At 41.6% G+C, this 12,212-nt stretch carries 10 protein-coding genes and 1 pseudogene; 3 read left to right on the forward strand and 8 right to left on the reverse strand.

The features are described 5' to 3' along the window. Window positions 1–11 precede the first annotated feature (11 nt). The 6 genes and pseudogenes from CDG76_RS26795 to CDG76_RS26820 all read right to left on the reverse strand — a co-directional run. Window positions 12–551, reverse strand: a pseudogene (locus CDG76_RS26795) (mechanosensitive ion channel domain-containing protein); the annotation flags it as partial. Window positions 552–624: 73 nt separating this feature from the next. Then, entirely contained in the window at window positions 625–1,635 is a 1,011-nt protein-coding gene (locus tag CDG76_RS26800) for a DUF389 domain-containing protein (protein ID WP_094351922.1), read from the reverse strand. A 419-nt stretch (window positions 1,636–2,054) separates the two neighbouring features. Further along, window positions 2,055–3,410, reverse strand: a complete 1,356-nt coding sequence (gene rppB / locus CDG76_RS26805; protein WP_094351923.1) for a two-component system sensor histidine kinase RppB — start codon at window positions 3,408–3,410, stop codon at window positions 2,055–2,057. A 42-nt stretch (window positions 3,411–3,452) separates the two neighbouring features. After that, the gene (rppA, locus tag CDG76_RS26810; protein ID WP_094352095.1) at window positions 3,453–4,187 is read right to left on the reverse strand and encodes a two-component system response regulator RppA; all 735 of its coding nucleotides are present in this window, start codon (window positions 4,185–4,187) and stop codon (window positions 3,453–3,455) included. A gap of 504 nt (window positions 4,188–4,691) precedes the next feature. Continuing rightward, window positions 4,692–5,054: a hypothetical protein gene (locus tag CDG76_RS26815; protein ID WP_094352096.1), complete on the reverse strand. Its 363-nt coding sequence runs from the start codon at window positions 5,052–5,054 to the stop codon at window positions 4,692–4,694. 31 nt (window positions 5,055–5,085) lie between these two features. Continuing rightward, the gene (locus tag CDG76_RS26820) at window positions 5,086–6,660 is read right to left on the reverse strand and encodes a GMC oxidoreductase (protein ID WP_094351924.1); all 1,575 of its coding nucleotides are present in this window, start codon (window positions 6,658–6,660) and stop codon (window positions 5,086–5,088) included. 914 nt (window positions 6,661–7,574) lie between these two features. On the opposite strand from CDG76_RS26820, the gene CDG76_RS26825 reads away from it, so the two are divergent. The 3 genes from CDG76_RS26825 to CDG76_RS26835 all read left to right on the forward strand — a co-directional run bounded on the left by CDG76_RS26825 (window position 7,575) and on the right by CDG76_RS26835 (window position 9,777). Beyond that, window positions 7,575–8,480: an SMP-30/gluconolactonase/LRE family protein gene (locus CDG76_RS26825; RefSeq protein WP_094351925.1), complete on the forward strand. Its 906-nt coding sequence runs from the start codon at window positions 7,575–7,577 to the stop codon at window positions 8,478–8,480. Next, window positions 8,477–9,043, forward strand: coding sequence for a DoxX family protein (locus CDG76_RS26830; protein ID WP_094351926.1), 567 nt, complete (start codon window positions 8,477–8,479; stop codon window positions 9,041–9,043). The genes CDG76_RS26825 and CDG76_RS26830 overlap by 4 nt, the downstream gene beginning before the upstream one ends. 104 nt (window positions 9,044–9,147) lie before the next feature. Then, window positions 9,148–9,777 (forward strand): hypothetical protein, encoded by a 630-nt coding sequence (locus tag CDG76_RS26835; protein ID WP_094351927.1) that lies wholly within the window; start codon window positions 9,148–9,150, stop codon window positions 9,775–9,777. A gap of 202 nt (window positions 9,778–9,979) precedes the next feature. Here the strand turns inward: CDG76_RS26835 and CDG76_RS26840 are convergent, their stop codons facing one another. Further along, window positions 9,980–11,551 carry an FAD-dependent monooxygenase gene (locus tag CDG76_RS26840; protein ID WP_094351928.1) on the reverse strand — a complete coding sequence of 524 codons (1,572 nt, stop codon included), beginning with the start codon at window positions 11,549–11,551 and terminating at the stop codon, window positions 9,980–9,982. A 27-nt stretch (window positions 11,552–11,578) separates the two neighbouring features. After that, window positions 11,579–12,163: a TetR/AcrR family transcriptional regulator gene (locus CDG76_RS26845; RefSeq protein WP_094351929.1), complete on the reverse strand. Its 585-nt coding sequence runs from the start codon at window positions 12,161–12,163 to the stop codon at window positions 11,579–11,581. Between the last annotated feature and the right edge of the window lie 49 nt (window positions 12,164–12,212).

Genomic DNA, 12,212 nt, shown 5'->3' on the forward strand with positions numbered 1-12,212 from the left:
GTTTTTCAATTCTACATAGTTACTGGAGATTCCACATAAATATTAGGCTCTTGCATAACAAATTCAATTCCAAATGATTTTAATTTTTTGGAAACTTTTTCATTCGCCAATTCTAGTAATCGCTTCCTTAATTCCAGAGAATTTTCACTGGAGCCTAAAATAAAAAATGTAATTCTAGCTCTGGTATTTTCCCTTTCTGAATCCTTCGGTAAAGCGATATTAGTACTACCTGGATCGATCCCAAACAAGGAATCAGTACTTTCTTTGATTACCTGTTCTACTAAGGCTTCTTCTTTTTCTCCTAACTTTTTATTAAAATCAAGGTAGAGCAATACCATTATCTTTTTACCGCGACTAATATTCTCCACTTCCAGATTTGCTAATATTGAGTTAGGGACAATAAATAAAGTACTTTTCGCCACAGTACGAATTTTAGTAGAACGCAGTCCAATAGACTCCACCCGTCCAAATATCTCCTCAGAAAGCTGGGAATTTATAGGTAGGCGAATATATTCTCCAGGCACAAACGGACGGTCTAAATATAATACTAATCAAATAGGATTGCTATATACGTCTGTAGAAGAGTTTAGAATAACGTATATTTAAATTCGGTCGATATCTATCTTATTTGTGAGGAGAATCTGATTTTTCTCCTCTGACTTCTTTCACCTGACTAACTTCAAAAATCAGGGAAAAACGTTGCCCAGTTTCTTTTTCAAGAAACGCTTCTAACAGACTTACTTGCTTTGATGTTACAGGTGATTGTGCGCTAACACTTAAGCGAACTTGAGGCGGATTACTCAGCCAATTAGTATCAGTTTTCAGTAGTTCCAAACGCTGAAAAGTTACAGTTCGGTTCAGGAGTGCCTTTCTCAAATGGGTTTCGAGTTCTGCTTGTCTAACTAATCGGGTAAAGCTCACAGTTAAAGGTATCAATAAAGCACCTGTTAACGCCAATGCCCATAGCAGCGCTTTTTGGGCGCGATCGACAGGAGAATAGCCGGTGAATAAAAATGTCAGCATACAAGCAAGGCTAATACCCAAAAGGTTCGTTAGGTAGAGCAAAGTCGCTCCTAAGCTGAGTGACAAGTTAAATTTTGCTAGACCTAAACCGATGACGCAAATTGGGGGCATAAGGGCAACAGCTATTGCTGTCCCTGCCACACTAGCAGATATTTTTGAATTCACCTTAGCGTAGCCACTGATACAACCTGCTGCGACTGCAATACCCAAATCAAGCAGATTAGGTTTGGAGCGAGATAGCACTTCACTGCCGAAACTAGGTAGATTAACGATCCAACCGATACTGCAAGAAATTAAAAGTGCTAGTAATGTGCCTAAGAATACTGCTATTACGCCTTTACGAAATAGGTTAATATTTCCAATTAATGCACCAAAGGCTAAACCTCGAATTGGCAACATTAAAGGTGCGATAATCATTGCGCCGATAATTACAGCAGTGCTATTGGCAAGTAGACCAAATGTAGCGATCGCACATGAGCCAATAATCAAAATCAAATATGTTGCGTCGAGACTAGACTCTTCCAGCAATTCATGTACCAACTGTTTGAGTTGTGATGGTTCAACCCTTGTGCGCTTAAAACCCCTAAAGCGATCGCGAATATTATTTATCAAAACTCCTCCAAATCAAATGGTTTTAGCTTCTGGATTTTAAACAAAAGCTTTAAGTAAGTCGGTGTAATTAAAGCTAACTGTCATTAGTCATTAGTCATTAGTCATTAGTCATTAGTCATTAGTCATTAGTCATTAGTCATTAGTCATTAGTCATTAGTCATTAGTCATTAGTCATTAGTCATTAGTCATTGGTAAGGGTTTTAAGCATATTTATGTTTTGTAATACAGCGGATTTCAAGTTAGTGAAGTACACAAACTAAGTCTCAAAGCCAGGTACAAAGCCTGTTTTACTCCTGAATTCTGACTCCTTAATTCTGAATTCTGCTGTATAATTTGGTTTATTCCCACCAACTTACTTAGCATAGAATATCGTTATCAAGATAAATAATGCACTAAATAGCAACATTTATTTCCAGAAATCACGATGAAAGAGGAAGTCGAACTGTAAATGTACTACCTAGCCCAGGTTGACTTTGAACGTGAATATTGCCTTTATGCGCTCTGGCGATCGCGATTGCGATGGCTAATCCCAAACCCGAACCGCCAGAGGTACGAGAGCGTAGGCGCAGCCCGCCGTAGGCGTCGCGATCTACTCGGTAGAAGCGATCGAAAATTCGCTGTTGATGTTCAACAGCAATACCAATTCCTGTATCTTGAATTTTAATCATGGTGTAAAGCTCACTTTTTTCTAAAAAAACCGTGACTTTTCCACCGCTAGATGTAGCTTGAATTGCATTAGCAATTAAGTTGGAAATTAAGCGATAAAGCTGTTCTTCATTTCCCATCGCATACAGTTTCTCTGAGACTTGCACCTGTTTAGAGAGATTTACTTTATTTTCTACTGCCAAAAATGCTAATTCCTCAATTAAGTCGCTAATTAAATCATTCAAACAGCAAGACTGATATTCTCCTGTTAGTTCTTTTTGGTCTATCCTCGTTAATAACAGCAAATCTCCAACTAATTGTGATAAGCGCCGATTTTGGCGTTTGAGTACATCTAAAATGCCCCCATTGGATTTTGGTTCTTGCTGTAACTTTATAGCAGCTTCAATAGTAGAATACATGGCTGCTAAAGGTGTGCGAAACTCATGGGCAGCATCAGCAGTAAATTGTTGCATTTGTTGGTAGGAAAGATATACAGGTTGCATTGCTCTTCCTGCCAACCACCAACTAGATAAACCAACGAAAATCATCGAAATTGGCAATCCTAATACCAAAGCTAATCTTAAATAAACCAGATGTTGGTCTAAATCAGTGATACTACGCGCCACTTGTAGATAACCCGAAACCTGGTTTTGAGTATACAAAGGTAAAGTGATTTCGCGGTATCGAGTGCCAGAGTCATCTGTTAATATTTGCCAATGCTCTAATGCTGAGGTAATTGGAAAATTGTCAAATTCTATGCCTCCACTAGCAAAAAGTTTTCCTGAGCGATCCAATAAACGTATATAGTAATTAACTGGATTCGCCGCCTCTGTTATTGATTTTTTAATAGCTGTTGTTTTAGGCAAACAATTTGTCTGAGCCACACATAATTCTAAAGAAAATTCTTTATTCAGGCGTTGTAATTGTCCGGGTTGCTGCCAAGCTGGTTCAATACTTTTATGGAGTGCATTTGCGACTGATTGCAATCCCTGGTCTATAGTTTCATAGTAGACATGGGCAACCACACTATAAACCCCCAAACTAGATAGCCCTAAAATACCGCCCATGACGAGGGTATACCAAGCTGCTAGGCGCAACCGAGTCTGGTGAAAGATGGGATTGCGTTCCATATTTTTATAACCTTGGTGAAAGTGTCGCTGTCTTAGCAGAAATCATCTGCTTATTTCCGCAGCCGGAATATTGAGACGATAGCCCACACCATAAACAGTTTCAATTAAAGATTCGTTCTCTTCTTCTCCTAATTTGCGTCTCAATAAGCGAATTTGCGCTGCTACGACATTGCTAACTGGTTCTGCACCAATTTCCCAAAGCTGATTAATAATTTGGTCGCGGCTGACAATTTGGTTAGGATGTCTCATGAAATATTCCAACAATTGAAATTCCTTGACAGTTAAAGAGAATACTTGATTTTCACCGTGACCATACTGACGAGTAAGTTGATGAGTGCTGTAATTGAGGGTCAGGCAACCTACTTGTAAGCGTCGGGGTTGGACTTGAGGTGTCAGCGTTGTTCCTACGTAAGAGGATCGCCGTTGTAATGCCCGCAATCTTGCCAGCAGCTCTGCCATATCAAAGGGTTTAATTAAATAATCATCTGCACCGCTATCTAAACCGATAATCTTTTCTTCCATTCGGTCTTTAGCCGTTAGCATCAATACAGGTAGAGTTAATTGGCGATCGCGCAACCATTTACACAACTCTATCCCCGATACTCCAGGCAGCATCCAATCAAAAATCGCAAGTGTGTACTCAGTCCAGCCAGTTTCTAAATATTGCCATGCCTGAGTACCATCTAGAAACCAGTCAACTATATACGCCTCATGGCTCAGGACTTGTTTTATTGCTGCACCTAAATCTGCTTCATCCTCAACTAATATCAGCCGCATAGTCAACCCAGTGCTAAAAGCCTTATTTAAATACGCTTTCACAAAAAAGTGAAATAATTATGAAATTTGGATTCTACTTAAGACTGATGTCTGCATAGTTTTGAAATCCATACAAAAATGAAATTTTGTGGACAAGTCAGTATTATTCCTAGAGTGTGTGAACCACAAGTGATTGAGTTGAAAGTTGAATAAGGAGTTATAGCAGTCGCCAAAGGTGTTAGGACAAGTTTATTAAAACGCAAAGGGGCGCAGAGTTGAGCGCAAAGTAACGCAGAGTTTATTTCGGTGTTTTCGCTACGTGTACTAAGCCTCCTATCCGTTGCTATAAATGCCACGATGACTGCAATTACGTTTCCCCACACAATTTACAAGAGACAGTTGAAGTTGGAATTTCAAGCGAGTTTACTCAAGACAAAAGCAGCAATAAATCCCAAAAACCCGCTTTTAACCAAAGTGGAAACATGATTAATTCGTAATTCGTAATTCGTAATTAAAATTTTTGGCTTAGGTAGCTTGCATTTTTTCACCTTGAGGTTTTGATAGTGCTTGTAATTCTTCCCAAGAATAGTGAGAGGGTAGTTCAACGGGTTTATGATCGGCTCCTAATCCTAAGCCTACTGTTGGTTGGAGTTCTTCAATCAATTGCTCGGTGTATCCTACCAGTTCATTGGCTGCAACTCCAAGTGCGATCGCACCCGCAACTCCACCAATTGCAGCACCAACTTTACCACCAATTGAGCGGCCTAGTGCGGCTCCAGCAATCCCGCCTCCTACAACTCCCAATCCCGTCGTAATAGGATGAGTATTAGAGGATGATTCTGGAGAGTTTTGATTTTGCGTTTCTAAATCAGTCTGTCGATCGTTCATAAATTTGTCCATCCTAGAAATAATAAACTTTCTACTTCAAACGTTCAGCTAGATGAGCGCCAACACGCAACGCATTTGCCATAATCGTGAGTGTAGGGTTAGCACCGGAATTTGACGGAAAGAAGCTACTATCTACCACATAGAGATTATCGACATCATGAGTACGGCAATTGATGTCAAGGACTGAGGTTTTGGGATCTGTGCCAAATCGACAACTACCGCATTGATGAGCAACTGCTTGTTCTGGTATATGAGTGCGCGGATAAATGCTAAATGGCAGGACGTGTTTCGCTGAATGCGGAATTGATTTGAGTACAGATGTCCAGCGATGAATTAAGCGATCGCTTGCTTCGATATTGTTCAGTGTATAGTCAACATGAATCTTATCGCCCACCACCCGAATCCGATTATTTGGATCTGGTAAATCCTCTGTTTGCAACCACCAGCCCACCGATCGCTCGGCCAGCAAATGGCGCTCAAAATGAGGAATCAGCTTGACAAATGGAGCCATCAGTGGTGGTGCTTCTCCGGGAATCATATCAGCTAGGACATTACCTGTATTCTGCACCATGCCCATCGGATAAGGAAAATCTGGCTCTCCCCAGTAAAAATCGTTGACAGCGATGGTTTTTTGAAAGTTGGCGTGATTCACTTCTAGATGTATGGAAACTATGGCTGTTTCCAGTTGTTTCATGAAATTCCGCCCCACTTGATCGGAACTATTTGCTAATCCGTTGGGATGTTTGTCATTAGCAGAGCGCAACAGCAAAGCAGCTGAGTTGACAGAACCACAGGCAACAACCACAATATCGCTTGTGAACCAATGTTGCTCTCCTCCAATTTCAGTTTCTACCTTTGTCACTTCTCGCCCCGACTCACTGGTATGCAGCCGCAAGACTTTGGTATTAGTTAAGAGAGTAACATTGGCATACTTTTCACGAGCCGGACGAATGGCGTTGACATCAGCATCGGCTTTTGCTTGTACTAGACAGGGGTATCCGTCAAAAGTATCGCAGCGAATGCAGGGACTCTTGGTGCGATCGCTTTCATTAAGCTTTAATCCCAATGGTAAATGAAATGGGTAGTAACCCAGTTCCCGAATGCCATCAGCAAGAGACTGCATATCTGGCTCATGACTCACTGGCGGATAAGGATATGGTTCGCTACGAGGTGGTTCGGTAGGGTCTTCTCCTTCCTGTCCATGCACGTCATATAGCTTTTCTGCTTGGGTGTAGTATGGCTCAAAGTCTTGATACTTCAAAGGCCATTCTGGAGAAATTCCTTCTTTATAAATTACCCTTTCAAAATCTCGCTCCCGGAATCGAATTAGGGCTGCACCGTAGAGTTTGGTATTGCCACCAACCCAGTAGCCTGTCTGAGGCTTAAACGCTTTACCTTCCCTGTTATACCACTGCTCATCAGTATGGTAACGATGTTTTTGATAGACTTCCTCTGGATTCCAGTTAGCTTTCTCTCTCGGTAAAAAGTCGCCTCTTTCTAGCACTAGAATTTTTTTACCTGTGGGTGCAAGACGGTGAGTTAATGTACCTCCACCGGCTCCTGTACCAATAATAATGATGTCGTAATGTTCTGTGATGCTAGTCATAATTGATAATTAGTAATTTCATATTAATTACGGTTTAATTTCTTTGATGCCGTCAAGTAATTTGGCAATATTTTAAGTTAATTTATAAATTTTATCAAAATTTAAATAGCTCTAAAGACAGATTCTTATGCTTAGACTAAAGCTTTAATTACAATATTGCTTCTCTCTAATGGATTAATATTTATTTATGCCTAAAGACAGGTTAATATTTCATTTTAATTTCATTTTTTATTTCTATTGTATGAATTAGCTATGTAATCTCTTTACAAAAATAGGAAATAAATTTTGCTTGGCATTTTTGATGAAGCTATTAATTTGATGTGTTAAAAAATATTTAATTTTAAAAATGAATAACTTTATTTTGAATAAAAATAGTCTTTTGGTGCAATCTATACAGCACTTCCCGAAGTTATGAGGTACACTAATCGATCGAATTATCGTTGATCTGTGCTAATAGTCTGTCAAGTTTAAATTAATAGGTAAGAAAGTTCGTAGTAAGGACTTCAGTCCTTATTTTCTAAGCACTAAAGTGCTTACTACAAACTTTTCATTACTAGCTTGAGAGACTACTAATAGCATCCCAAGTATCTGTACCTCATAGCAGCAGGAAGTGCTGTATCTATGGTTCAATGTTAATAGAAATCAATAAAGTAAGAATTAGCTTTATAATAATTAACTTTAATATTGTATTTAGTAACTGATGAAAACAGCTAGAAACTTTACACTCAGTACCGCAAGCCGGAAGTCAAAAGTATTATGGAATCAATTTTTTAGGGGTTTTAAATGGTTGCTCTATTTCCGCCGTGGCGTACTCAGTTGGTTACACGATATTAAATATACATCTATAGTATTTTAGTATTAATTTAAACCTGCTATTTATCGTCAGTAGCCAAGTTAAATAACAGGAGATTTCTATGCCTGAAGCCATTGAGATTTATGACGATCGCCTGCCTGCTATTGTACGCCCAGGAGCCTCACTTCAAAAGCTTGCCAACGGTGCAGTCCATAGCGAGGGGCCTGTTTACTTCCATGAAGATGACAGTGTTGTGTGGAGCGATGCTCACGGCAACCGCCTGTTGCGGTGGAGTCCCACTGACAATGTGACTGTCCTACGAGATCCATCTGATTACCAAAGCGGTAATTACCGTGACTTAGAGGGTCGTCTGATTGCCTGTTCCTCTGGTCTGCGTGCTATTATCCGACGCGAACATGATGGTGAATGGAAGGTTTTAGTCGATCGCTACGACAACAAACGCCTGAACAGTCCAAATGATTTGGTAGTAAAAAGCGACGGTACAATTTGGTTCACCGATCCGCCTTATGGGATTACCGAGCCAAACCAAGGTTACGGCGGCGAACAGGAACAACCCGGAAGTTACGTCTATCGCTTTGACCCGGCAACAGGTGAGATTTATCCTGTAGTAACAGATATGGTACGCCCTAATGGGTTGGCTTTCAGTCCAGACGAAAGCCTTTTGTATGTTTCAGATACAGCTGCATTTAATATTCCTGGAGGGCCTCATCACATTCGTGTCTATGAAGTTGTGGGCAATCGCTATGTAAAGAATGGGCGTGTATTTGCAGTCATTGAACCAGGACAACCGGATGGACTGCGGGTTGACGAACATAGCAATGTTTTTACTAGTTCTCAAGACAGTGTGCAGATATACGCCCCCGATGGAACTCGCTTAGGAAAAATTATTGTACCGGAGACATCAGCTAACCTGACTTTCGGTGGTAAAGAAGGCGATCGCCTATTTATCACAGCCGGTCATTCGTTATATGTTATCGACCTTAATACCCGTGGTGTACAACTATGATTTATCAATTTGGGTTGGGTGTAGCGTTAAGCGGAGCTATTCCGAAGGAACTCGCTTTTTTCCTAGCTGCATTTAATTTCCCACAGCTAAGTCCACACTTGTTAAGTTCACTTTCTCCTGTGTATCCTGACGGATTTCCCGGATTAGCACTTTTACTACTAAGAGTTAGCCTTGGTTGGTTGTTTATATTACATGGCTATCCCAAGATAACGCATCTTCGACGGTGGGCTGAGTCTCTAAAAACGCCTGTCTTTCTTTGCTTTTTATCAGCTGCATCGATGTTAGGTGGCGGAATTTTTCTGATTATTGGATTCCTCACACTCTTAGCAACTTTGCCCATTCTCTGCTCAATGATTTTTGCGATATATTTGCACATCTCTGGAAGTAAGCCTTTTGTAGCTCAAGATCCATACTTAATTCCTCAAGAACAGTATCAAGGTGCTTTAGGACAAGGTGAACCGCCAAGTTGGGAAAAGGCTTTTATGTATTGCGTTATGCTGATTGCGATCGCGGTTTTAGGCCCTGGTGCTTATTCGCTCGATGCTTTGATTTTTGGAAGTTGAGTTATTTTATCGTTAACACTACATTGTACCAAACAGGCAATTTTGTGAGAGATAATTGAAAGTATCTATCGCCAAGCTCAAAACTTTGCCTGAGTTCACTAAATATGACAATGCGTAATTCTTTTATCCCATACGAAGTTGGACTTAGACTTCACACCGAGAGTATAGAAACTATCATTAATGCTCTCCTTGAAAAACAAGAGACGCTCTACTCACAGGCTCTAAGCGCTACCGATGATTTCGAGAAAGAAAGGTGCTTCGACGACTTAGCTGACTGGAATTATGAACTTATAAAACTTGCAGAGTTGCTCTTAGTGGACATATCTCATTGGGTAGAGCGTGAAATGAAACTACTTGTAGCTGCTCTGCCAGATAAATTCTCTACGAAGAAAATATCCTATATGGACAGTCGCAATCTCTTTTCTGATAAGACAGGTGTTGATCTTAAAAAGATCCCAGGCGACTTTGAGCTAAAAGTTCTGCGGTTATTTGCCAACTGCTGGAAGCACCGTGCTAACCCAAAACCATCTAAAGAACTTTGCAAGGATCTCAATATTAATACTGATCCTGCATTGATAGTGGGGCTTCTCACTTCAAAGGAAGTCAGCAAAAGTTTAGGAAGCTTGCTCAATCTCACGGAAGAAAATAGTAAGCACTATGAAATTAATATTGTGCGTGCTTATGCGATGTGTGCTTACGACTATCTCACTACCCTTGAACAAAAGCTTAATTGATGCAGTTTTAACGTATATTTATTGCAATATTTTAGTCCTTGTATTTTCATTTAGATAATTTTGTGACAAGCAAAATTGGGTGTCCGTCAGGATCTTTAACTAAACAACCCTGCCGATAAGGAAAAGAGCGATCGCTAAATAGATTGTATTCTCATTACTCTAAACAGACAGAGTTTTGGGCTTCTTTTCAATTACGATAAACTCATCCATATAAGCTTTTGAGATCGTCCAAGGATAATTCTGTAGAGATCAGTCCGATGTAGTTATCTGGTCTTAGTAAAACTTTGAAAGGCTTATTACTGCCGAAGATTTCCACGACGCGTGGGTAAAGCGGAACAACGTTGAAATCGATAAAATCGCCGTATTTGTTTGCGAGTTCCGCTTGCAAATCTTCATAGTCGTGTTCCCCATTGGAGAACACAAGTAAGTGGAATTTCGGAGCGCTGAGGCGATCGTAAACGTTAGTGCCGTCCGCCAGAAAATAGGGCATTCGGTCTCCAGCTTTGACCTCAAAGGAGCGTTGGCGCAGCCTCTCGGCACGAGAATCGCTTGGATGCAGACTTAAAGAACTGTTGCGGTAGTTTATCCCGATTTCAGAAACTAGCTGAAAGATAAACTCTTTTGCTGCGCTAAATCGTGTTACAACACTAGCAAGGCTTGGCAAAATGTTGTCACGGAAAAACTGTAGATACCACTGGTTGCCCGCCGCGACATCAAAAAACTTGTCAGTCGTCTGCAAGAGCCGTTTCGCATTGGCAAGACGTTCCTCATTGTAAGTTTCCAGAATTGAATCCTTGGCATAGCCTTTCAAAACAAACCCGATTTTCCATGCCAGGTTATAAGCGTCCTGGATACCCGTATTCATTCCCTGACCCCCCGCAGGTGTGTGAACATGCGCCGCATCGCCAGCCAGAAAACATCTACCTTTGGAAAACTTCTCGGCGCGACGAGTATGTACTTTGTAACTGGAAAACCAGCGCACGTTTGTAATCTCCAATGGTCGCTGCACCAATTGCTTGACCTTGTTTTCTACTTCATTGTAGGTTACTTCGCGATCGCCTTGCTCATCATATTCGGGCAGGTTGCCGATTAATCTCCAGTGCTTCTCGCCTTGCATGGGAACGATCAGCACGAAGGAATTCTCTGCCAGAGTGACGTAAAACGTTGCCTTGTCTGCTGCGAACTCCATATCCACATCCGCGACATAAAACAGACGTGGGTAAGTCGAACCTTCAAAATGGAAGTCGAGGAGATGGCGCGTTGGACTGCTTGCACCGTCACAACCCACTAGATACTGGGCTTCAATGGTTTGTGTTTCGCCGGTTGCATTTTTTAGAACTGCTTTCACGCCGTTTGCATCTTGCGTTAAGCTTTCCATTTCGGTCTGCCATTGAACTTCTTTGCCGTTGTGTTGAAGATGCTCGTAAAGCAGACGCTCGTTTTTGTTTTGTTCAAAAACTAGCATAAAAGGAAAAGGGCTGAGTTGTCCGCCGAAGTTGGAAAAATCGATTTGGGCGCTAATTTTGCCGTCATGCATGAGGTTGACTTTCTGCACGATCTCGCCGTCTGCAACAGCTTGTTGAGCTAGACCTACTTGGTCGTAAATCTCCAGGGTACGGGCGTGAACAACCAGAGCCTTTGACAAATCTGTGATAGTTTCTTTTTTGTCAAAGATTACAAAGTTGATGCCGTAACGTATCAATTGTACGGCGAGTGAAAGCCCGGTGGGGCCTGCTCCGACGATAATAACGTCCGTTTTCATTGTTGTCTCCATGTGTTTAACCTCCAATGAAAGTTAATCTCAGTCTGGGTGAGAATTAATGCCGTCTAGCAGTTGGGCAACTATTTCTGCCCACGGGCGAGTCGGCAGCCGCGCTAAGTGCGTGGTCAAAACTGTTCCAAGTAGCATTCTGGCGGTCAAAGTTCCATCGTGGGGACGCAGTTCCCCAACCCGAACGCGTGTTTCCAGATAAGCCCCCAACGCCGTGATGCTTTCTTCCACGATCGCGTGCAGACAGTCCGCAACTTCGGGGTTACTCTGGCTTTCACGCACCATGAGGCGAAACAGCGCTTCTTTGCGATCGAGCATGGCCGAAAACCTCTCTGCCACGTCTTGCAGAACGTGCGCCGCCGCCTCGCCATGTTCAACCAAAAGCAACGCGTGTAACTCTGGCAAAAAACTGTGCCGTTCCCAAACTGCCCTCATCACCTCGCTCTTACTTGGAAAGTAATGATATAGCAGTCCCACTGCTACACCCGCCCTTACTGCAATTTGCTTGATGCTCGTTGCATCATAACCTTGCTCGGAAAACAGCGCTAATGCTGTATCTACTAGGTGTTCACGTCGCACGACAGCTTGTTGCTGTCGTGAACTTTTTCCTTGCATATTTCATTGATTGAACGTTCATTCAATGAAACTCTAACATAATATTTTG

This window comes from Nostoc sp. 'Peltigera membranacea cyanobiont' 210A (genome assembly GCF_002246015.1).
In the GTDB taxonomy this organism is placed as follows: Bacteria; Cyanobacteriota; Cyanobacteriia; order Cyanobacteriales; family Nostocaceae; genus Nostoc.